Annotated in this window: 18 protein-coding genes and 1 pseudogene; 11 read left to right on the forward strand and 8 right to left on the reverse strand. The window is 51.6% G+C overall.

Features of this window, described 5'->3' with window-relative positions; genetic code table 11:
* Positions 1 to 108: 108 nt before the first annotated feature.
* Complete coding sequence (locus J4G78_RS03585; protein ID WP_207988542.1) at positions 109 to 498, forward strand: RidA family protein; 390 nt, start codon at positions 109 to 111, stop codon at positions 496 to 498.
* Positions 499 to 508: 10 nt separating this feature from the next.
* Here J4G78_RS03585 and rlmN read toward each other — a convergent pair whose 3' ends face one another.
* Complete coding sequence (gene rlmN, locus J4G78_RS03590) at positions 509 to 1756, reverse strand: dual-specificity RNA methyltransferase RlmN (protein ID WP_207988544.1); 1248 nt, start codon at positions 1754 to 1756, stop codon at positions 509 to 511.
* A gap of 122 nt (positions 1757 to 1878) precedes the next feature.
* Between rlmN and J4G78_RS03595 the strand changes: the two genes are divergently transcribed.
* Together J4G78_RS03595 and J4G78_RS03600 are read left to right on the forward strand one after the other, a co-directional pair.
* Positions 1879 to 2232 carry a hypothetical protein gene (locus tag J4G78_RS03595; RefSeq protein WP_207988546.1) on the forward strand — a complete coding sequence of 118 codons (354 nt, stop codon included), beginning with the start codon at positions 1879 to 1881 and terminating at the stop codon, positions 2230 to 2232.
* Between the two features lie 25 nt (positions 2233 to 2257).
* Complete coding sequence (locus J4G78_RS03600; protein WP_207988548.1) at positions 2258 to 3013, forward strand: hypothetical protein; 756 nt, start codon at positions 2258 to 2260, stop codon at positions 3011 to 3013.
* 7 nt (positions 3014 to 3020) lie between these two features.
* Here the strand turns inward: J4G78_RS03600 and J4G78_RS03605 are convergent, their stop codons facing one another.
* Positions 3021 to 3515 (reverse strand): hypothetical protein, encoded by a 495-nt coding sequence (locus J4G78_RS03605; protein WP_207988550.1) that lies wholly within the window; start codon positions 3513 to 3515, stop codon positions 3021 to 3023.
* Positions 3512 to 4246, reverse strand: a complete 735-nt coding sequence (locus J4G78_RS03610) for a histidine phosphatase family protein (protein ID WP_243457207.1) — start codon at positions 4244 to 4246, stop codon at positions 3512 to 3514. The genes J4G78_RS03605 and J4G78_RS03610 overlap by 4 nt, the downstream gene beginning before the upstream one ends.
* 170 nt (positions 4247 to 4416) lie before the next feature.
* On the opposite strand from J4G78_RS03610, the gene dnaN reads away from it, so the two are divergent.
* The 3 genes from dnaN to J4G78_RS03625 all read left to right on the forward strand — a co-directional run bounded on the left by dnaN (position 4417) and on the right by J4G78_RS03625 (position 7134).
* Positions 4417 to 5532 (forward strand): DNA polymerase III subunit beta, encoded by a 1116-nt coding sequence (dnaN, locus tag J4G78_RS03615; protein ID WP_207988552.1) that lies wholly within the window; start codon positions 4417 to 4419, stop codon positions 5530 to 5532.
* A 10-nt stretch (positions 5533 to 5542) separates the two neighbouring features.
* Positions 5543 to 5983: a DUF2946 family protein gene (locus J4G78_RS03620; protein ID WP_207988553.1), complete on the forward strand. Its 441-nt coding sequence runs from the start codon at positions 5543 to 5545 to the stop codon at positions 5981 to 5983.
* A gap of 68 nt (positions 5984 to 6051) precedes the next feature.
* Positions 6052 to 7134 carry a transporter gene (locus J4G78_RS03625; protein ID WP_243457208.1) on the forward strand — a complete coding sequence of 361 codons (1083 nt, stop codon included), beginning with the start codon at positions 6052 to 6054 and terminating at the stop codon, positions 7132 to 7134.
* 93 nt (positions 7135 to 7227) lie between these two features.
* Here J4G78_RS03625 and J4G78_RS03630 read toward each other — a convergent pair whose 3' ends face one another.
* Entirely contained in the window at positions 7228 to 7623 is a 396-nt protein-coding gene (locus J4G78_RS03630; RefSeq protein WP_207988557.1) for a hypothetical protein, read from the reverse strand.
* 3 nt (positions 7624 to 7626) lie between these two features.
* Complete coding sequence (locus tag J4G78_RS03635) at positions 7627 to 9369, reverse strand: N-acyl-D-amino-acid deacylase family protein (RefSeq protein ID WP_207988559.1); 1743 nt, start codon at positions 9367 to 9369, stop codon at positions 7627 to 7629.
* 79 nt (positions 9370 to 9448) lie between these two features.
* Here J4G78_RS03635 and J4G78_RS03640 point away from each other — a divergent pair, with 79 nt between their 5' ends.
* Positions 9449 to 10339, forward strand: coding sequence for an alpha/beta fold hydrolase (locus tag J4G78_RS03640; protein WP_207988561.1), 891 nt, complete (start codon positions 9449 to 9451; stop codon positions 10337 to 10339).
* Positions 10340 to 10349: 10 nt separating this feature from the next.
* On the opposite strand, the pseudogene J4G78_RS03645 reads toward J4G78_RS03640, so the two are convergent.
* A pseudogene (locus J4G78_RS03645) lies at positions 10350 to 11656 on the reverse strand (FAD-dependent oxidoreductase).
* A gap of 313 nt (positions 11657 to 11969) precedes the next feature.
* Here J4G78_RS03645 and J4G78_RS03650 point away from each other — a divergent pair.
* The 3 genes from J4G78_RS03650 to J4G78_RS03660 all read left to right on the forward strand — a co-directional run bounded on the left by J4G78_RS03650 (position 11970) and on the right by J4G78_RS03660 (position 15933).
* Positions 11970 to 12737, forward strand: a complete 768-nt coding sequence (locus J4G78_RS03650) for a CsgG/HfaB family protein (RefSeq protein WP_207988563.1) — start codon at positions 11970 to 11972, stop codon at positions 12735 to 12737.
* An 82-nt stretch (positions 12738 to 12819) separates the two neighbouring features.
* Positions 12820 to 13848 (forward strand): YncE family protein, encoded by a 1029-nt coding sequence (locus J4G78_RS03655; RefSeq protein ID WP_207988565.1) that lies wholly within the window; start codon positions 12820 to 12822, stop codon positions 13846 to 13848.
* A 63-nt stretch (positions 13849 to 13911) separates the two neighbouring features.
* The gene (locus J4G78_RS03660) at positions 13912 to 15933 is read left to right on the forward strand and encodes a GMC family oxidoreductase N-terminal domain-containing protein (RefSeq protein ID WP_207988567.1); all 2022 of its coding nucleotides are present in this window, start codon (positions 13912 to 13914) and stop codon (positions 15931 to 15933) included.
* 96 nt (positions 15934 to 16029) lie between these two features.
* On the opposite strand, the gene J4G78_RS03665 is transcribed toward J4G78_RS03660, so the two are convergent.
* Complete coding sequence (locus J4G78_RS03665; RefSeq protein WP_207988569.1) at positions 16030 to 16602, reverse strand: metal-independent carbonic anhydrase family protein; 573 nt, start codon at positions 16600 to 16602, stop codon at positions 16030 to 16032.
* A 387-nt stretch (positions 16603 to 16989) separates the two neighbouring features.
* Between J4G78_RS03665 and prfB the strand changes: the two genes are divergently transcribed.
* Positions 16990 to 18117: a peptide chain release factor 2 gene (prfB, locus tag J4G78_RS03670; protein ID WP_207988571.1), complete on the forward strand. Its 1128-nt coding sequence runs from the start codon at positions 16990 to 16992 to the stop codon at positions 18115 to 18117.
* A 121-nt stretch (positions 18118 to 18238) separates the two neighbouring features.
* Here prfB and J4G78_RS03675 read toward each other — a convergent pair whose 3' ends face one another.
* Positions 18239 to 21307, reverse strand: coding sequence for a hypothetical protein (locus J4G78_RS03675; protein WP_207988572.1), 3069 nt, complete (start codon positions 21305 to 21307; stop codon positions 18239 to 18241).
* Between the last annotated feature and the right edge of the window lie 237 nt (positions 21308 to 21544).

Genomic DNA, 21544 nt, shown 5'->3' on the forward strand with positions numbered 1-21544 from the left:
TCGATCTTCATTCTAATCAGTTGTTCGACAAAAGAAAGTTAGTCGTTACACTGCAACAAAAGAAACCTGTTCCGAGACACAATTAATTTTCTCAATTTCGAGGTATCCATGACCAAAAACCGCCAAGTCATCCAACTCGACCCAGATCCACTCGCCCCTTACGCAATTGCGCCAGGCTGGCGGGTCGGCGATTTCCTGTTCCTCTCCGGTCAGGCAGCGATTGACGAGACAGGCAATATTGTCGGTGCAGCGGACTTTGATCAGCAAGTCGCTCAGACGTTTGTCAATATCGACCGCGTGCTCGCCGGCGGCGGCAGTAGCCGAGACAAAGTCGTCAAAGTCACGATCTACCTAACGGACATGGCTTATTTCTCGCAGATTGTCGAAGCTAGGAAACAGTATTTTTCTGCGCCCTACCCTGCTGACACGATTGTTGAAGTTAAAGCTCTAGCGTTGCCTGATCTGATGGTCGAAATTGACGTGATCGCAACGGTTTAAAGCCGAAACCTTACCCTAAAGCCGCCTGTTTTTCTTCGGCCAAACGATCAAGTTCGGCACGGCTTTTCTTTTCGCTGGCAGATTTTAACTGGCCACAAGCGGCCATGATATCACGGCCACGAGGGGTACGCACAGGAGCGCTAATCCCGGCGTCGAAAACAATCTTCGAAAAGGCTTTAATACGTTCTGGCGAAGAACATTCATATTGGGAACCAGGCCACGGGTTGAACGGGATCAGATTTACCTTGGCCGGCAAGTCATATTGCCGCAAGAGATTGACCAGCTCGCGCGCATCTTCGTCGCTGTCATTTTTGTCCTTTAGCATGACATATTCGAAAGTGATCCGCCGCGAATTGCTGGAACCGGGATAATCGGCACAGGCTTGCAGCAATTCTTCAATCGAATATTTGCGGTTGAGTGGGACAATCTCATCGCGCGTTTCTTTATTTACCGCGTGGAGCGATATGGCCAGATTCACACTTATCTCTTCGCCAGCGCGAGCGATCATCGGCACCACCCCGCTGGTCGACAAAGTAATCCGGCGGCGTGACAGAGCCAGACCGGCGCCATCCATCACAACCTTCATCGCATCCCGGACATTGTCAAAATTATAGAGTGGCTCCCCCATGCCCATCAGCACGATATTGGTCAGCAAGCGGCCGTCTGATTTATACGCCTGATTATACTCCTTGGTATTTTCTGCTTCTTCTTCATCAGCGAAATCCATGACACCTTTTGGCCACTCGCCCAGGGCATCGCGGGCCAGCATGACCTGTCCAACAATTTCGCCGGGCGTCAGGTTGCGTACCAGCCGCATTGTCCCGGTATGGCAAAAGCGGCAATTCAGCGTACATCCGACCTGCGAAGAAATGCAGAGCGTCCCGCGGTCTTCATCAGGGATGAAAACCATTTCATAATCCTGTTTGTCGGCAGATCGCAGCAACCATTTGCGTGTGCCGTCCTCGGACAGATGGGCCTCGACAATTTCCGGCCGGCCGATCACAAACCGTTCAGCCAGCCACGGACGCAGGGTTTTGCTCATGTCGGTCATCACCGCGAAATCACTGATGCCGCGATGGTACATCCAATGGAATAGCTGTTTCGACCGCAGCTTACCTTGTTTCTCTTCCAGACCAGCTTCGATTAATACATCTCGAATTTCAGCGACGCTTAAGCCAATAAGGTCCACGCGCCCATCTTCACGAGGCGTAACTTTCGCGGGAAGTGGAACAGGATCTATGTGGCCGGGAATCTGCATGAGGGCGCATATAAGGAGAGATGCGGCGAAAAGCTAGGTCACTTTAGATCGGCGCCTACCAACGCCCATGAAGCTAGCGAAATATTCTAGACAGCAGATGGTGGCAGCCATATGGCATCGCGATGCGTTTTGGTTTTCAGGAATGGATTGCGGCTGCAGCGATTTTATCGGTGTCGCAACCAATCCATGCGCAGACCCAGAGCACTCCGTCTATTCCGCCAGCAGCAGCGTATGAGGAGCCGAAGCCAGTAAATCCCGACCTTCCGTTGATAGAGCAACAGCGACCTGAGATTCTGGATTATAATATCCCCGTCAATCTGCGCAGTGATACATCGTCCTGCCAAGCCGATGCCACCTATGAACTGGAAGATGTCATCAAAACATGCTGGCCAATATTGCAAGCTGCCCAACTTTTCGTCCAGCTTGAATTCGCGGTTTACGAAGCACGAGAGAGTCTCCGAAAAAAACAAAGATAATATCGCATCAAACAAAGCAAAAGCTTTGAAATTTGCTGAACAACTCCAAGAATTGATCGGAGACCCGAAATTTCCGCTTGAGCACTATTATCTGGAGAAAAGCTATCGGGCAAAGGGGCAATTATACGCTGCATTTGGCGAACATGAACAAGCGCTTCAAGCCGCAAACAAGCGCGTCAACTTGCTCATCAACATGCCGGTCTATGATATGGAATTTCATCTCGCCTTCGCCCAGCATGATCGCACCAAATATCTTTTAAAACTCAACCGCCCCGAAGAGGCGCGAAAAAAATTTGACGCAAGCTTTCCGCTGCTATTTACGCACAGCGGCTATAAGAACGGCTTGCCGATATCCAATCATAGCGAAACCATCATAACCGACGCGTTGCTTAACGGGGATGATGATTTCGCATTGGGGAGCGTTAACAGGTATCTGGCAGCTGCACGGAATATGGGCGAAGGCATGCAATTTGGTCTAATTGACCACATCGACCTGAAAATCTATATTCTGGCGGGACGTGGTCAAGTAGAAGACGTAATCGCTTTGATTGATGAGCGGAACACCGAAAACGCCCGTAATTATTCGCTATGCCCCAATGGCGAGCGATATTTCCCCTATGTCCTGGCACCGCTCCACAACAATCCGAAAATCGCGGCAAAGCTCGAAATGATGAAATGCAGCGCAAAATCTTTGGCAAACATCGATGATGCAGCGGCCAATGGCATTTTTAGCTATGATCGAAAAACGTTGCTACTACCGCCGCGACGTCCTCGCCTTTAGACACAGGTCATTGCAATCGCGAACAGCCTAATGATGCCGCATCAATGGCAGTAGCCGCGCCACGCAACAGATAAGCATCGACAATTGGCTTGCCATCGCGACCGGTGCTTTCAATTGTCATGCTGTTAGAAGAGCGCAGTGCGGCAACAATCGCTGCATCCATCCGTCTGTCCTGAGACCAACCATCTGATCGATTGGCGGTTAACTGGAAACGTCTACCCCCAATTCCTAACATCACACGGCTATTGGTGGATCGATCACGGCTCAGCCGCACATGAAATTGTGCGCGGATATTTCGTTTGGGCCAAAAACCGACTGACGCATAGGACTTGCGCTCCGCCTTGCCCCTGATTTCCTCCGACTCCGCAAGGGCATAGCAGCGCGGGACATCAGCATCGCGAAATGCGCCCCAGCTATTGAAAATTCCGAGCGAGTCTTTCGCCGCAACAGGCCCCGGCAACGCTGCAACGCATAGTGCCAAAAAAACGCTTAAAGTCCTCACGCTTTTTCGCCCTCTCCTGCACCCATATGAATGATTGTTTCGACACCATCGACGATCTGCACCATTGATCCCTGCGGCAGACTATCAGCCATCGGCGCATCAATTGATGCTAACGGAGGCAGTCCAGTCAATAGTCCGCGCAAAACGCGACTGGTCATGCCATGGCTGATCAGTAGAATGTCCTGTTGAAAGGACTGGTCGGAGATCCATGCCTTTAACCTGTTCACAATATCACCATAGGTTTCCCCGCGCGGCGCTTGAGTAAGAAACAAACCCCGGTCATGGTCAATCTGCAACTGTCCATCGAGATCGCTGTAATAAATGCCCTCCCAGTCACCCATGTCGATTTCTCTGAGACGCGGATCCGCTTTGACTTGATGCCAGTCGGTCTCGATATGCTCACACACGACAGATAGGGTTTGCAGCGCCCGTCCGGTGTCGGAAGCGACGAGATTTAACTCAGAAAATCCATTTAGATAGCGCGCCAGCGCCCGGCCCATTTCATCTGCCTGTGCAAAGCCGCGTTGCGTTAATGGCGTATGGGCATCATTTCCTTGAATCCGCCCTGCCAGATTAAAAATCGTCTCTCCATGGCGGGCAATGAACAGCCGTTTTCCTCTTGTATTCAAGTTGCTGCTTAAACCATTCATATCTATGATCAAACTTGTCCCTATGCGGCGCGTCCGGCGAATATCGTTAGCGGGTTTAACGGCATTGTCGGTTTTTTCCACAGATTTTCACCGCAATATGTTTCTTAGCCTCGGTATCGGGCTTGCCCTATTGGTTGATATTGTTAATGAAGCGATGACTATCTGTGAATTGGACGGAGTCTTTTGCCGTGTCCGGACACAGCCACTAGGGTGGAAAAGACCGCCCAAGGACAGGAAATAAAGGACGGTTTATGAAAGCGACAATTGAACGCGCAGCACTGCTAAAAAGTCTGGGCCATGTCCAGTCGGTGGTCGAGCGGCGCAATACCATCCCTATCTTGTCGAACGTCTTGATCGAAGCCAGCGAAGGCGGCGGCATTAAATTGATGGCAACCGACCTCGATTTGCAGGTGGTTGAGACCGTCGAAGCTCAAGTTGAAACAACAGGCTCTATTACCGTTTCCGCCCATACTTTGTTCGACATCGCTCGCAAATTACCCGATGGATCTCAGGTCCAGTTGGATGCCGCCGACGGCAAAATGAAAGTCAATGCGGGCCGGGCGCGGTTCAACCTTCAAACACTGCCTCGCGATGATTTTCCGATCATTGCGGAAGGAGACCTGCCGACCAGCTTTGAACTTCCAGCGGCGTCATTGGTTCAAATTATCGACAAAACCAAATTTGCAATCTCGACCGAAGAAACGCGTTATTATTTGAACGGTATTTTCCTGCACGTGCAGGATGAGGAAACACCGGTTCTTAAAGCAGCCGCAACCGATGGCCATCGGTTGGCCCGTGTCACTTTGCCTCGCCCTGCCGGAGCAGAAGGCATGCCAGACGTGATTGTTCCGCGCAAATGCGTGAATGAGCTGCGCAAGTTGCTGGATGAGAATAGCGACGCGTCGGTCCAGATTGACTTGTCAGCGAGTAAAATCCGTTTCACGCTTGGAACAGCAATCTTGACCAGCAAGCTGATCGATGGAACTTTCCCGGACTACACCCGTGTTATTCCAACCGGGAATGACAAGATCCTCAAAATCGATCCCAAAAGTTTTGCGCAAGGCGTGGACCGTGTATCTACCATTGCCACAGAAAAGACCCGTGCGGTCAAAATGGCGCTGGGCGATGACAAAATCACGCTTTCCGTCACCTCTCCTGAAAATGGTACTGCGGCAGAAGAAGTGCCGGGTGCCTATAAGGAAGATGGCTTTGAAATAGGCTTTAACTCGCGCTACCTGCTCGACATATTGAGCGAAATTGAGGGCGATAATGTCGAACTTCATCTCGCCGACGCGAGTGCGCCAACGCTCATTCGCGAGAATGATAAGTCACCCGCACTCTATGTATTGATGCCGATGCGGGTTTGACGGGATTCTGATGGGTTTGAGATTAACCGTGTGGATCAATAGCGGTTCACGCCCATTATCGATACTATACTCGCTGGCGATGCTGGCTATCCTCCTAACCGCATTAGTCCCTCAGGGCTTCATGCCTGCGCAAACCGCAAATGGTTTCTCAATCCAACTCTGCTCGGGCCATGAGAATAGCAAACTAGCCATAACATCTGAGCATCCGGACTATGCCATGCTCGCGATGGTGTATGGCGGCCCCGAACAACCGGAAAGCCCTGCCCCCGAATCCGAAAGCCCCATCTGTACTTATGCGGCTGCTTCTAGCGCTAGTCTCTTGGCATCCGCTCCGGCAATTGCACTAGTCGACCGGATTTCTGCCTCTCACCAACCCGAAACGCGTAGCCATTTTGCGGTCCGCAACCGCATCAATATTCCGCCAGCCACTGGTCCGCCTGTCATCGTCTGAACTCCATTTATTGGTCCTTCGGGGAAAGTGCCAATGATCAAAAAATCAGACAATTACAGGAAATGTCCATGAAAAACTCACTGCGCGCAGGGGCGCTTATCGCCGCCTGTTTTTCTACCCCCACTCTCGCCCATGATGTCATGGCCGATGACCATGCTCCCATTGGTGTTATGGCCGACCATGCCCATAAAAAGGGTGAAGTCATGTTCTCCGTTCGCCACATGCATATGGGGATGAGCGGCAATCAAATCGGAACCGACAACGTCTCTCCCGAAGAAATCGTGACCACCATTCCCAATCGCTTTTTTGGCGCTCCGGGACAGCCTCCTACCTTGCGCATCGTGCCAACATCGATGCGCACCGACATGACCATGGTGGGGGCGATGTATGCGCCTACAGACTGGGTCACGCTGATCGCCATGGGCAGTTATGTCCAAAAGGAGATGGAGCATACGACTTTTGCAGGTGGAGCCGGAACCAACGTACAAGGCGAATTTACCACCAGTCCCGAAGGCTTTGGTGATATTACCCTTGGCGGTATTTTTCCAATACTCGGCGTGGCTGACCGCAAAGGCGATGAGCAACGCGAGTTGAATGTCCGCGCCGCCGTGTCGATCCCCACCGGTTCGACTACCGAAACAGCCCAAATCCTCACGCCAATGGGCGGTGAGCCGACCGTGCGTGTACCTTATATGATGCAAATCGGTTCGGGGACATGGGATCTTAAACCATCCGTAACCTATAAAAGCTGGCGCGGGTCGATCGGGTTGGGCTCGCAATATGCCGGAACGATCCGGACAGGAACCAACGACCAAGGTTACCGATTTGGCGATGTCCATGAGCTGACCACCTGGATCAGTTACCGGCCAGCACAATGGATAAGCCTGTCTGGCCGCGTAAAGGGTCGCAGCACCAGCCGGGTTAAAGGGATTGATCCGATGATCATGGGACCGGTGCAGACCGCAAACCCGGATTTTCAAGGCGGCGAGCGCGTCGACCTGATCGGCGGCATCAATCTGGTCGGCACCCATGGTCCCTTGGCAGGTCACCGTCTGGGCATCGAACTGGGCGCGCCCGTATACCAGGATCTTAATGGTCCTCAGATGACAGGTGACTGGATGTTTACCATCGGTTGGCAGAAAGCTTTTTAGCCCACACGACATTATGCTCCGCACTTGATACCGAGCCTAGAATGGTTGTCATACACTTCTGTTCTAGGCTCTTCGTCAGGTGCGGAGTATAAATTACAAAGCTTGTCGCCAAACGCCCGAAAACCAGAAGAGAAACGGATAACTCAGCACAATTGCAATAAATGTTGCCGCAATGCCCCAAGGGACTTGATCAGATTTGCCAGCCGCGATCAATGGCAACGCAAATACCAGCAACCATAAGGTCTTGTAGAATATCTGAATGAGAATAATCGGCGCAAAGAAACGCGGCGCATAAAGGCCTGCGGCCGAACCGACCAATATCGCTAACCACAAGCTGCCGACCAGCAACCGCAAGCCAGCTGATTCTTCAACCTTGCCTTCAAAAACGCTAGCGACACCGCTGCCGAGAAACATATTCCAGCAGATCGGTACAAGGATCAGGATATTGGCGGCATAAGCCAGCCGCAGCAGGCCAGCGCCGGTCAACATTTTCTATTCCGCTGCCTCCAGCATCTCAACATGTTGCGGACCACGGATGAGACCGCCAGGGCGTTTATCGGTCACAATACCCCCTTTGAACGTTACATGCCCCGACTTGATGGTATAATCATAACCATCCGCCTTTTGCAGCAAACGCTTCCCGCCCGCAGGCAGATCAAAGGCGAGCCATGGTTTGCCTAGCTTAATCCGGTCCATATCAATGACATTTACATCCGCCAGATAGCCGGGTTTCAATAGACCGCGATCATTCAAACCATAAAGGCGCGCTGTATCCAAACACTGTCGCTTGATTGCATTTTCGATCGTGATCGTTCCACGCTGGCGATTTTTTACCCAATGTTCGAGCATAAATGTCGGACTGGCCGCGTCACAGATCGTGCCGCAATGCGCCCCGCCATCCGACAGGCTATTCACTGTATCGTCCGCATGTTGCAGCGGATGGAGAAAGTCCAGATTTCCATCGATATAATTAAGAATGGGAAGATAAATCAGGCCCTTACCATCATCAGACATCAACAGGTCATAAGCATATTCTGCCGGCGTTATGCCCGCTGCATTGGCGCGAGCGTTGATGCTTTCTTCGGCAGTCGGCTCATAATTAAAGCCATCATCCATCTGATAATGCATTGCCCAGCCATCAGTGACGATAAACTGCACCGGGGCCATATCGACATTTTCTGCAGGAAGGCTGGCTTCGGAAAGCAACTTCACCCTAAATTCGGGATCGCTGAGGCGCGCATATTTTTCGTCCCACGACAGGTCCGCAATGGTCTCCCAGCTTGGCTTACGAACAAACGGATGAACCGTACCCTGCCAAGCCATGATGATACCATTTCCTCGCAAGGCAATCTGAGCAACGATATTTGCGCCATTGTCGTTTTCCGCACGCATGTTGGAAATCTGCTCTTCAAGCGGTTGATCCTTGGCAATGGATTGCAAGGCAGCGAATGTCACCGGCAGGCCGGTTTCTCGGCTCAGGTCACCCATCCAGCCAAATTCATCCCATTCGCGGTTGAGGTCAGAAGCCATTTCAAACACACCATAACCAACCCGACCCATAGCGCGGCCAATACCGATCAATTCCTCTTTGGTCGCCGTTGTGCCGGGAACCAATTCGCCGTCAACCGAGCGATGCAGCACCGTGCGAGAAGTTGAAAACCCCAAAGCGCCGGCCTTTAATCCATCTTCGACGATCTTCGACATTTGCTCGACATCTTCGTCCGTTGGCACCGCACCGGGCTTTTCCCGATCACCCAGCACATACGCGCGAATGGCGCCGTGCGGAACATGGGTCGCGACATCAATTGTGCGCGGCAGCTCCTCAAGCGCATCCATATATTCGGGGAATGTTTCCCAATTCCACTTCATCCCCTCTGCCAGAGCGGTTCCGGGAATATCTTCCACGCCCTCCATCAAGCCGATCAACCATTCATGCTTATCCGGCTTGGCGGGCGCAAAACCGACACCGCAATTGCCCATCACAACCGTCGTAACACCGTGCCAACTGGAGGGAGCCATTTCATCATCCCAGGTTGCTTGCCCGTCATAATGAGTATGCACATCCACAAAACCAGGAGAAACAATCTTGCCAGTCGCATCAATTTCTTCTCGGCCTTTTTCTATCACTGTTCCGACCAGAGAAACGCGGTCACCATCAATGGCAACATCCGCTGTAAAGGGCGCGCCACCTGTACCATCAACCACCGTACCGCCGCGAATTACCAGATCATGCATCGAGTCTCTCCTGTATATTTTCCAAAGGAGTAGCAGATTTAACTGGATGATTAAAGCCGCCACCTGCTAGTCTGTACCGATGACACAAACGCCATCCTGGAATCCTGACCCTGACAGCGGAGTCGCAATCCACTGGGTCGAAGCCAATGGGCAAACATTTGAAGTCGCACAAGCCGGAGACGGTAATAAACTTGCCCTATGCCTGCACGGATTCCCAGAACTCCATTATAGCTGGCGCTTCCAAATCCCAATGTTGGTAGAAAAAGGATATCGCGTTTGGGCACCGAATATGCGCGGTTATGGTGGGTCAAGCAAACCTGCAACGGTGCGGGATTATGCACTGGACCATCTTTGCGCTGATGTCGCAGCCCTGATTGATGCCAGTGGCGCAAAAGAATTTACACTTATAGCACATGACTGGGGAGCCATCGTCGCATGGGCATTTGCCATCCAGAAAATTCGTCCGTTGAAACACCTGGTGATCATGAATGTGCCGCACCCCATGGTCGGGCGGCGCGAGATACGCCATTGGCGGCAGCTTCGTCGCAGCTGGTATATCTTCTTTTTCCAATTGCCTTGGTTGCCCGAATTTCTGATCTCTCGCGGCAATGGTAAAGCCATCAAGGATGCATTCTCCAACATGGCTCATGACCAAAGCAATTTTCCGGATGAAGCATTGGAGGTTTTTGCAAAAGCTGCAATGCGGCCTGGATCCATAACGGCTATGATTAACTATTATCGCGCGCTGTTACGCCATCGAGAGACGGTTGATGTTGATAATAAAATTCTCGACACGCCAACCCTTATGATCTGGGGCGAAGAGGACAGCGCTCTTAATATTCGTTGTACAGAAGGTACCGAAAAATGGGTTCCAAACTTCGAGCTCCATCGCTTGCCGGACGTTTCCCATTGGGTGCAGCAGGAGGCACCACGAACGGTCAACGCCATTTTACAAGACTGGTTGGTCTAGCTTTCTTGGTTCAGTTTTCTCGGGCCGCAATCATATCTGCAATTTCGGTAAATTTTTCTCGTGGGGCGCCTTCGCGGGCATTGGCCACCTCGGCTTCTTCAATCTTCTTCCAGTCGCGAAATGTTACCGCCTCTACACCGCGGCGTTCGAACAGGCGGTCCAGACCTTTGCGACCTTCTTTATTGTTCCCTGACCCAATGTCTTCGGCAACCGCTTCGATAATAGCAAAGCCATCGGGTTTATTCGTACCGATGGTTCCGCTTGGCCCCGCCTTGCCCAACCTACGCAATAGAGGCCCGGCAATATCCGGCCATCAACATTGGCAAAGCGCCCACGGCCATGTTCATAGGGCACGCCTTCAATCGGCGGTGTGCGGTAGCCAATGCAACTGATCACCATGGAACAATCCAACTCATAGCGCTCACCAGTTCCTTTAGAGCGAAGGCCAGCATCGAGTTCGGTTTTCTCAACGATCAGTTTTTCAACTTTTCCATTACCCTCAATTGCGATGGGCATGGCGAAAAAGTCAAAATCAATCTTGACCGGCTTTTCGCGCAGTTCGCCAGCACGGGTAAAAAAGCTTCGCAAATGCGTGACGGACTTTCGCATTCCCGGCTCCAGCATTGCATCCGCGCCCTCATCGGGAAAATCGAGCGTGTCGATGACTGGTCGGGCCCGTTCGAGATGACCCAGTTCACCCAGCTCTTTGGGGGTCATTGCGATTTGATGCGGACCGCGGCGCCCAAGCAGGGTAATTTTTTCAACATTGCTCTGCTTCAGCTGATCCAATGCATGTGCGACGATATCACTCCCGATAAACTCATTGGCCGTCTTCGCCAATATACGAGCAACATCCAATGCAACGTTACCGTTGCCAATTATCGCTACGGACTTTCCGTCCAGCGGCGGGTTCAGGTCATTGAAATCAGGGTGCCCATTATACCAACCAACAAAGGCCGCGCTTCCAATGACGCCTGGCAAATCACTACCTTCAATCTCTAACGGGCGATCATTTGGGGCGCCGGTTGCCAATATCACTGCATCGTAAAAGCCTTGAAGCTCCTCGATGCTGACATCTTGTCCTACAGTCACGTTACCGGCAAAATGCACATTATCGCCGAGCGCAGTTTTTTCGTAACGCCGCGAAACAGCCTTGATCGATTGATGGTCGGGAGCCACGCCAGTGCGGATTAAACCAAAAGGAACGGGCAGACGGTCAATAATGTCGACACGAACATCATCACCATATTTTTTTTGCGCCGCTTCGGCCGAATAATAGCCCGCAGGCCCCGACCCGATGATCGCGATATGCCGCATGCATGTTCCTCCCAGACTCATGGTCTTTTGTCTTTCCACACATGCTAACGGCATAATTATAAAAGGAAAGAGTTACGGGCCAACCCTATTGCTTTGGTTGGCAGGCAGATCACATTAAAATGTCGAAAACGTGCTATAGATCACATTCAAGGCGGCCTATTGGACTATCATATTTTTTGAAGTCGCTCGATGACAATAGATCAAACTATCTGTCGCTAGTAATTCTGGGGTGGTAAAATATTTCCTCACGTGACAGTGTCCGTCCGACTCAATTGGTTGTATTAATAGGGTATTTTGAAACACAGGGGAATTTATGATTAAGAAACTCATCACTGTTATCGCTGTATCATCTGTCGCACTTTCAGGCGGGACCGCATTGGCGGCTGGGAAATCAAAGGGCCAGAAAGCACAAGAACGCGGCGTCGCTGAAATCCCTGTCTGCTATAAAAAGCTGGGCACAATCGCTATTGTTGAACCCGAACAACGCTGGTGGGTCAGCTATAAACTGGGTTCCCCTGAAGCACTGATCAAAACATTTGTCGCGCGTTCAGGCTGTTTCGGTCTGGTAGACCGTGGTCGTGGCCTGGCGAGCAGAGCGGTTGAGCGCGCGCTGGCTGACTCCGGCGAATTGCAGCGTGGGTCCAACATCGGTAAACGTCAAGTGAAGGCAGCTGACTATGTCATCGTGCCCGATATTATTTCTGCTAATGCCAATTCAGGCGGCGGCGGTGTTGGCGGCGCTCTTCTGGGCGGCCTGGGACGCCGGGCCTTTGGCGGCATATTCGGCGGTGTGAAGATCAACAAAAAGGAAGCTAATGTCACGCTTTCACTGGTGAATGTCCGCACCACTGAAATGGAACGTATTACCGAGGGATATTCCCGCAAATCTGACCTTAAGTTCGGAGGCGGCGGCGGAGGCTTCTTTGGCGGCGCATTGGCTGGAGCAGCTGGCGGCGGGTATACCGATACGCAAATCGGCCGGGTCATGGCGCTGGCGTATCTCGACGCTTATACAAAAATGGTGTCTCAGCTTGGCGGTCTTCCCGAAGATGCCAGCGCTGCTGCACCAGAAGCAGAATAGGCACTGCTTGACCAATTTGTGATAAAATCATCCCCGGCACGGTTTATCGCTTTGTCGGGGATTTTTTAAGGAGGCCGCTGGAATGAAAAGATTTGCAATCGCTCTGATATCGGCATGTCTATTAGCTTATGGCAATGCCTCTGCAGAACAATCGCCGCCTTATAAACATCATCCCGCTGAAATCTTGCTGGTGGGGAATAAGGGCGAGGATAGTCTCAGCTTCATCGACTTGAAGACGGGCCGCGAAGTCGCTCGGCGCGATACTGGCAAGAACCCTCATGAAGTCGCCATATCGCCAAATGGTCGCTTGGCTGCCATTGTGTCTTATGGTGCTGAACATATTGATATTTTCGACATAGCCGCACGCGAAAAAATCGAAACCATTGCGCTCACCCCTAACAAGAGCCCTCATGGCATTGTCTGGCTTGACGATGGCCGGATCATTGCCTCCACCGAAGGCAGTGACAGCATTGCCATTGTCTCTCCACCAAAGGGCGAGAGCCAAACCCGCGAAATCAGTCAAATATCGACCGGTCAAAAAGGCAGCCATATGGTTGTGGTGACACCCGATAAAAGCCGCGCCTTTGTTAGCAATATGCAGTCCGGCACAGTGAGCGTGCTAGACTTGAACAATAATCGCAAGATCACCGACCTGCCCGCTGGCACCGAACCAGAAGGCCTCGCGATCACACCGGATGGCAAAACCATCTGGGTCGCTGATCGCCGCGGAGACAGCTTGCGTATATTCGATACCCGAACTTTTGAGGAACTGGCTATTCTCAAAACCGGCAAGTTCCCGATCCGCGTGGCAATCAGCCCCGATGGAAGAACGGCGGTGACGTCCAACTATGCCGACGGTGCGCTTGGCCTCTTTGATGTAGAAACGCGTAAATCGAAAGGCGGAATAACGATTAGCGGCACTGTCAAAGCTGGACAAGTTACCATTCTCTTCTCACCCGACGGCAAGCGACTTTACGCGGCCGAAACCGGTTTGAACCGGATTGCTGAGATTGACATGGTCGAGGGCGAGTTGATCGGCCGACTGGCCGGGGGAGCGAACGGCGATGGCCTTGGTATCACCGGATTCGTAGGAGCACCCGAAGCCGATTAGGGTAATAGCCCACTCATATTTTGATGAAATTATTTTTCTGGGGTCGCACTTAGGAAGATAGACATGCAAAAACCGTTTAATCCCCTTCAAGCGCGTATGTTGAAAGCACTAACACAGGCGCTTTTTCACAATACACCAATGGCTATATCGTCGTCTCAGGTTGTGGAGAATTTGCAAGAACATTTCTCCAACATCGATGGTGACAAACCAAAAGAAATTGGTCTCGCGCTCTATGCCTTGTTCTTTATCCTTGGCGGTCCATTTTTCTTTCTTGCGACGCCGAAACTCCGGCAGAGCCTGATCCGCCGCCGCCTGCAAAACTCACGCGTTGATCTTTTCCAGGATATCGCAAGGACCAAAGGCGTCATTCTGGCCGGCTATTATGGCCATTGGGAGCGCGGTGATGAGGAGATGAATTTCGACAATCCGATTTACCAACGGCTGAAATATCTATTGCCCGGCCAGCGTGATCGCTCTGCGCCCGGCGAACTGCCGGTGAAGCGGGAGAACCGGCGCGATCTGAAAGCCGAAGTCTTTGTTGGTCATGACGCGATTCCGGAAATAGTTGACGTGATCATTGTCGGTTCCGGCGCAGGTGGAGCAGTCGCAGCAGCCTCCGTAGCGGATGAAGGCCATGAGGTACTGATCATCGAGGCGGGTCACAACTACCCCTCCTCGCGCATCACCCATGAAGAAGCACGAATGACGGCGCGATTATTCAAAGATGGCGCCTTACAAACCACCAAAGATCGTGATGTCATCGTATTTCAAGGCCGCGTTGTTGGTGGTTCGACAGTGATCAATAACGGTATCTGTCTGCGGATGAAGCATGCCGGCCTCGTGCACCCCCAGGCGGAGGATGTTTACGAAACTTGGGCCAGCCTTGGTGCGCCCATAACCGAGGCAGAGCTGACCACCAGCTATGAGGCGGTAGAAAGTGCACTAGAGGTATCCGAGATATCAGCAATATCCGGTCGCAACAACGGGCCGCATCTGGTCGACGGATGGAATAAATATGCCGCCCAATCCAGTGACCCGATGGACAAACAAGCCATCACTGCCTGGTTCCAGAAAAACTACGGTCCAAAGACACCTGACAGCGAATGTGTCTATTGCGGATATTGCAACACCGGCTGTCCCTACGGACGCAAGAAAGCGATGCCGGAGAGTTTTTTGACCCACGCCACAAGTGCTGATCGGGACACGCCGGCGCGGATATTGGACGGTGCAGAGGCGACCGAAATTATCTGGAAAGATGGTAGCAATGGGGACCGCGTAGCGGAGGCGGTAGAGATTACATTGCGTGATGGCCGCAAACGCAAAGTAACAGCGCGAAAGGGCGTTGTGGTGGCGGCCGGAGCGCTGGCATCCAGTAATTTGCTGATCAACAGCGGCATCAAAAATAGCGGCAGCGACATATCACTAAATATTGCTTGTCCGGTGGTCGCGCTGATGCCTGAAGGACAGGAAATGAACGTCTGGAACGAAGACCAGATGGCGACATATGTAGATCGCGGAGACTATTTGATCGAGAGCCATTTTCAGCCGCCAATGAGCATGGCCACGCTTGTTCCTGGCTGGTTTGATGAACATTTCCGGCGAATGCTTAACTTTAATCGCCTGGTTTCTGCAGGCGTACTGTTCCCGGCTGACCGCCTGGGAAAAATGGAGGATGGCAAACTGAAGCTGAAGATAGGAGAACCGGAACTTGCCCTGCTCCGGCGTGCGCTCGCAGCGATGACCAAAGTTCATTTCCTCAACGGTGCGATCGAAGTGTACCCTGCCTTGCTCAAAGGTCAGACGCTGCGCAACAGCATGAGCGATGCGGAAATCGACGCCTTCTACGAGGAAGCAATTGTCGAGCCGGATGATGTGGTCTTGTCCAGCTCCCACCCTCATGGCGGTAATGCGATCAACGCTGATCCGGCAAAAGGGGTCGTTGACCTCGATCAGCGCGTGCATGGCACGGCCAATGTCTATGTAACCGATGCCAGCGTAATGCCCAGTTGCATTCGTGTGAACGCACAGCTTACTACCATGGCGATGTCCCATAGAGCGATGGCGGGAAAAAAGCGCTTTGGGTGATGGCGCGCTAAGATCAAGAATTTCTTAGCTCAAAATAACCATTGATCTGCAAATGAAACGAGACGCCGAGGTTAATCGGCGCCTCGCCCCTATCGGTTAGCCTCCAAAGGGAACCGAACTGTGATGTAGGTTGATTTTCAACTCACCGTCCGCACCGCGCACATATCCAAAGCTATATTCCACTTTGGTATCGTTACCATCGGTGTCGGTGAAGTAATAATTGCCCATGGCCATCGCGCTGTCGCTGTCAACAACTGTGCCTTCATTTTCCCAACGAACGGCGGTCCATGGCTTGATGGCGAAGCCTTTGTCTTCCGAACCTTCGGTGCCGACAAAATAGCTCATGGCCTCTTCAAAAGTACCGCGGAACTGGTCTTCGGCTGCAAGAGTTGGCTTGAAAAGAATCGTTGCTCCATCGCCATATGCATAGAATTTCTTGATATGCTCGTCAGCGGCGGCCCGGAAATCACCTTCTTCAGTAAACGCTTTTCCGATTGCAACAATGCCTTCGCCCCATGCTGTTTGCGCAGCAGTTACTTCTTCAGCGGTGATTGGTGCTCCAGCTTCTGCACCTTGAGTGGCATCAGCTGCGGCGTCAGCTGTCGCTTCCGATGTGCAAGCTGTGAGAGCCAGTGGTGCGGCCGCAAGCAAGATAGCAATTTTCTTCATAATAATATCCTTATCAAATACGCGCCTGATCAAAAGTTACGGCGTCATGTAGGGACAAGACCGTGTTCACTGATCCGGCAAAAAATATATCCCCTGTGCCTTGTGCAAAAAAAGCAGACTATTCAGGGTTTATGTTTCACTCCAAATTTGCATGGCATAATCTTATATCATGCACGCCGCATATCGACGCGATAGGCCAAAAGAGCAAGTATAAAACATTTGGCATTTTCAATAGAATTCATCAATGATCTGAAGCTTCCGCATCGATGGAAAGCTTCGATCAAATCGATATGTTTTGAGACGGTTAGACCGCTGGAACCGATCGATACTTTACTTCACCGCCATATCGTCTAATCGAAGCGCCAAGAGATATTTGGAGACTTTGTAATGCGTGCGGAAGCTCAGGCGCATGTGGACCGGATTAGCGCAGCGATCGACCTGTTGAAAACCTCGCTTAACTGGGATGTCGCCCTGCGCCGGCTTGACGAGCTCAATGCGCGGGTTGAAGATCCAACCCTGTGGGACGACCAAAGCGCCGCACAAGCGGTAATGACCGAACGACGCCGGCTGGATGAATCCATTACAGCAGCCAAAGAAATCCAGCAAGAAATGACCGACGCGCTCGAATTTATCGAAATGGCGGAGGAAGAAGGCGATAATGGACTGGCCGACGAGGGCGTCGCAACCCTCGCCGCGCTTGCCGATCGCGCCGATCGCGACAAGGTGCAGGCTTTGTTATCTGGCGAGGCGGACAATTTCGACACCTATCTCGAAATACATGCCGGTGCTGGTGGAACCGAGAGTCAGGACTGGGCCGAGATGCTGCTGCGCATGTATCAGCGCTGGGCCGAAGCACGTGGCTATAAAGTCTCCATGGTCGATTATCAGGCCGGGGATCAGGCGGGGATCAAATCCGCAACGCTCGAAATCAAGGGCGAAAACGCCTATGGTTTCTCAAAGACGGAAAGCGGCGTCCACCGCCTCGTGCGCATCTCTCCCTTTGACAGCGCGGCCAAACGCCATACCAGTTTTTCCAGCGTCTGGGTTTATCCCGTCATCGACGACAGTTTCGAGGTCGAGATTAACGAAGGCGATCTGAAAATCGATACTTATCGTGCATCCGGTTCCGGTGGTCAGCATGTCAACACGACCGACAGCGCCGTACGCATTACCCATCAACCCACTGGTATTGTCGTCGCCTCACAAAATGACCGCAGCCAGCATAAAAACCGCGCCACCGCGATGGGCATGCTGAAAGCACGGCTCTATGAAGCCGAACTGCAACGCCGCGAAGCCGAAGCGAGTGGGGAATATCAGGCCAAGACCGACATCGGGTGGGGTCACCAGATCCGGTCTTATGTCCTGCAGCCCTATCAAATGGTCAAAGATTTGCGCACTGGCGTCACGAGCAGCGCACCATCAGATGTTCTGGATGGCGCGCTTGATCCGTTCATCGCCGCCGCCCTGTCCCAGCGCGTGACTGGCGAAACGGTTGATGTCGAGGATGTGGATTAAACGAACACCGCTCCAAATCCGTAGCAATTTTATTTGCCAGGTTTTGAAGCGGTATACGTGTGATGGAGAATTTATCGAAGTGCGTGAGCGCGTCTCAACCGCTCACCGTTAGTTTGCACTACTATTTTGCTACAATGTCCGCGAAATCGAGATCGTAGCTTTTCGAACCGATCGTCGCCTGAACGCGGAAACTATCACCGCATTTGCAAATCGATACCTGTTGCGGTTCCAATGCATCGGCGCCAGTCTGTGCTTGGAAAAGAAATGCCCGCACGTCTTTACTGACTTTGCCGTCAGGGGCAAAACGCACCAAAGTTCTTTCCTCTTGCGCACCCCTGATATTTTTCATCGTCATGCGGTCACCCTCGATAAAACGTCCGAAATACCGATCGTTCTTCATATATTGCGGCGCACCCATTTTCAGTTTTGCTTCTCCGGTCAAGGACGCGGCCGTCATCCGGCCCGCAGATTCTGCAGTCTCCTGAACGCCCAGGACCATACAGCGCGGGATATAATCCACTGTATTTCCTTCTTGATGAATGACATCAACATGATAGCTCAATTGCCCGCCTCTGGCGCATGTCAATATATCGTCCGCTTTTGAGAACCAGAACTCCTGTATCTCCGATGCCTTTCCGTCTTTGGTTTCGAAATCATCGACGATCAGGAAATTGCCGTTGTCGAGCGCAATCATGTAGCGGTCGAATTTATTCAGCCATCCATCCTCCTCATCTTTGCCGTAGACTTTCGCTCCATCAAACTTGACCCCTTCAAAACCCTGAAGCGTGAATTGCGACCGGGAACCTACCTTACCTCGTAATTGGCTTATGTTTGTGCGCTCTGGTGACGGGTTGTTGGGATCGGTAAATCGCGCATCGGGAATGATAAGAGTATTCGCACCGATCGCAAAGCTGTCTATATTATTGACAATGTCGCGGTCCGCGGGCTCATCCCTATAATAGAGCCCCAGACGTCCGGTGGCTTTGTTCAAAGCGCTGATCTTCAACCAATTATTGGTACCATTGGCTCCACCAGATACCTGCGGTGCAGCCGAAATATCCTTCAAATAATTGTAGAATAGCGCGTCACCTTCAACAGATCCTTCATAGTCGTCGCCAAACCATGTCAGTGCTTTCGATGGCGAAACCAGCTTTATCTCATCGACGCCAAATTCGACATCACGGGCAGCAACGCCGTTGGCAATTCTAAAAGTAACCAGACCGACCCCCTTGCTTTCAGAATCTTGGTCAACAATGACATGATCCCAGAAACGAGGCTCAAACTCAAAATCCCCAATCGGAATAGAAACTTTGGCCCATCCATCTTCGTCCGCCGGCCCCATGTAGGGACCGATCGGCACCCGCTGCTCGCTGTAACTGACCTTCAACGCAACAAAGGCTTGCGACATGTTCATATCGGGCTGCAGCTCTTTGATAAAAAATTCCAACTTATCGTCGGCGCCGGTCTTCTGGAAAAAACCTCTGGAACGCTGCGTGTCATAATAGTTCATACTCTTGGTGAAACGCCCATAGTCCCAATCCTGGATCAGCCGGCTTCCATGAGCCGACCAAATCACGCTGCCAAAATCAACCTCGCGATGTGGGAATTGATTATCGACGCCTGTTATCGCCATCAACGTCTGATTGGATTGCTGAAAACCGACTGGTGCATTCGGCGCCTGAGAGACATCTGTTTTACGATCCGTATTAACCCGGAAAACGGCTTCACCATAGGGTTCGTAGAGATTATAGGTTGTATCCGTAATGCTGTCACATTGACTGGCAATGCTATACCAGTCCCGCGCCATACTGACATCTATTTCCCAGGGGTTTTGGTAGCCGGCTTCATGATAATGATTGGCAAAGAATTTCCCCGCATCGCATGGTTCGATGGTTTCTGTATTATATGGAACTATGCCGGTAACTTCTTTCCACAAAGCCATATTGAGCGGAAAAGTGTTGGTGAAACTCCGCCGCGCCCAGGTGTCGCCAAAGCTCAGGATATGACCGTCCGTAGACATTGAATCCAGATACCATTTCGCCGTATCGTTCATAACGCCCCATTTCATCGCGTGAACAGGCTCACCGATGGTCCGTTTCAGCATATTGTTCATCTGCATGACGGCGACGAAATCGGTGGCAATATACCCGGCCCCTTCTTTATATTGCCCTTGGTCGAGGTAGATATCGCGGTGAAGCCAGTTGGTTTTTAGCGCCGTGCGCAGGACTTCTTCGGCAAGCGGCTCCTCATGATAGAGTGCCAGTGCCCAATGCATGGCGGCACTGTTGAGAATAACCGTCCAGTTGTTCCCGTTATAAAGCGTCCAGCCAAGACCATCGATATTTTTGGATTGGTTCAAGTACATTTGAATATATCGGCGCAACTCGTCAGCAACGGCTTTCTGGTCCGCCGCAGACAGGTATTCTGGCTGATCCCAGTAAAAATCGAGAGTAAGCGACCAGACTTGGAAGGGGTTAATTGCGCCGAGATCAAAAAAAGATCCGCCGCCGCCATAGTGCCAGTCTTTCCGGTTTCCATCGTCGTTGCGGTTAGTGCGTCCCGTTTCGTGAAAACGCCCCACTTCCTTGTCGATAAACGCCTTTTTTATGTAGTCAAATTCCAGCTCGCTATATTGACAATCCGGGTCTTCCTGCAAACAAGCCTCTATCCGGCGCATGAGGTGAAGAACGCGCAGCGCCCGGTCTTGATTCCATTTCGCACTCGTGTTCGTCGTATAATATTGCAGATCTGGATTATCCGCAAAACTGGTTGGGATATTGCCGTTGCATATCCGTCGACCAAAATTAAACCTGTCCCATAGAGCTTTTGTATTTTTAATGGTGCCAATGCCATTCTTCCCACCAAAAGAACAAGTTGGGTCCAGGTCATCAAACCGTTTTATATCTTCAGCAAATTGCGCATGATTTCCGAAGAGGCGGGGATGCGATTGAGGCAGATTTTCTGCTGCGGTCACAACCCGATCATCGAGTTCCTGTTTCCGAGCATCGCTAACCGGTCCAGGGAAAAAATGATCATAATTTTCCGTGGACTCGGTTTTGTGCTCTGTCAGCCCAGACTTTGCGGCGTCAGTGTCTATTATTGCGTCCGGAGATGGTACAGTCTCTGCACCGATAGCTTGCGTATGGACTGCCAGCAGAGAAGCAGTCGCTAATAAAGTCAGTTTAAGCATATAATATTCCTTTCAACATCCCATCGCCCACAGCGCGAGCGTCATCGAATCTTCACATTTCGAACCGGGAATATTGAAAGTTTTACTATCTTCACCGTGCTGTAGGAAAGCTATTTTTACCTATTTGGTTATTTATTTTTGCTGCACGATGATTGATGCCTTTAACATCATGATATTGTTATATATTCGGAATTCGCTTTTCCATCGTTGCAATATGACTAGCTTATTTAATTAGAT

Origin of the sequence: Parasphingorhabdus cellanae, assembly GCF_017498565.1 — a bacterium.
Lineage (GTDB): Bacteria > Pseudomonadota > Alphaproteobacteria > Sphingomonadales > Sphingomonadaceae > Parasphingorhabdus > Parasphingorhabdus cellanae.

What these genes read in the sequence shown, in the direction of transcription:
- J4G78_RS03595 (WP_207988546.1), top strand. Translation starts at nt 1,879, where the DNA reads ATGCGTTTTGGTTTTCAGGAATGGATTGCGGCTGCAGCGATTTTATCG.
- prfB (WP_207988571.1), top strand. Translation starts at nt 16,990, where the DNA reads ATGCGTGCGGAAGCTCAGGCGCATGTGGACCGGATTAGCGCAGCGATC.
- rlmN (WP_207988544.1), bottom strand. Translation starts at nt 1,756, where the DNA reads ATGCAGATTCCCGGCCACATAGATCCTGTTCCACTTCCCGCGAAAGTT.
- J4G78_RS03675 (WP_207988572.1), bottom strand. Translation starts at nt 21,307, where the DNA reads ATGCTTAAACTGACTTTATTAGCGACTGCTTCTCTGCTGGCAGTCCAT.
- J4G78_RS03620 (WP_207988553.1), top strand. Translation starts at nt 5,543, where the DNA reads ATGGGTTTGAGATTAACCGTGTGGATCAATAGCGGTTCACGCCCATTA.
- J4G78_RS03650 (WP_207988563.1), top strand. Translation starts at nt 11,970, where the DNA reads ATGATTAAGAAACTCATCACTGTTATCGCTGTATCATCTGTCGCACTT.
- J4G78_RS03630 (WP_207988557.1), bottom strand. Translation starts at nt 7,623, where the DNA reads ATGTTGACCGGCGCTGGCCTGCTGCGGCTGGCTTATGCCGCCAATATC.
- J4G78_RS03635 (WP_207988559.1), bottom strand. Translation starts at nt 9,369, where the DNA reads ATGCATGATCTGGTAATTCGCGGCGGTACGGTGGTTGATGGTACAGGT.
- J4G78_RS03660 (WP_207988567.1), top strand. Translation starts at nt 13,912, where the DNA reads ATGCAAAAACCGTTTAATCCCCTTCAAGCGCGTATGTTGAAAGCACTA.
- J4G78_RS03625 (WP_243457208.1), top strand. Translation starts at nt 6,052, where the DNA reads ATGAAAAACTCACTGCGCGCAGGGGCGCTTATCGCCGCCTGTTTTTCT.
- J4G78_RS03655 (WP_207988565.1), top strand. Translation starts at nt 12,820, where the DNA reads ATGAAAAGATTTGCAATCGCTCTGATATCGGCATGTCTATTAGCTTAT.
- dnaN (WP_207988552.1), top strand. Translation starts at nt 4,417, where the DNA reads ATGAAAGCGACAATTGAACGCGCAGCACTGCTAAAAAGTCTGGGCCAT.
- J4G78_RS03585 (WP_207988542.1), top strand. Translation starts at nt 109, where the DNA reads ATGACCAAAAACCGCCAAGTCATCCAACTCGACCCAGATCCACTCGCC.
- J4G78_RS03640 (WP_207988561.1), top strand. Translation starts at nt 9,449, where the DNA reads ATGACACAAACGCCATCCTGGAATCCTGACCCTGACAGCGGAGTCGCA.
- J4G78_RS03665 (WP_207988569.1), bottom strand. Translation starts at nt 16,602, where the DNA reads ATGAAGAAAATTGCTATCTTGCTTGCGGCCGCACCACTGGCTCTCACA.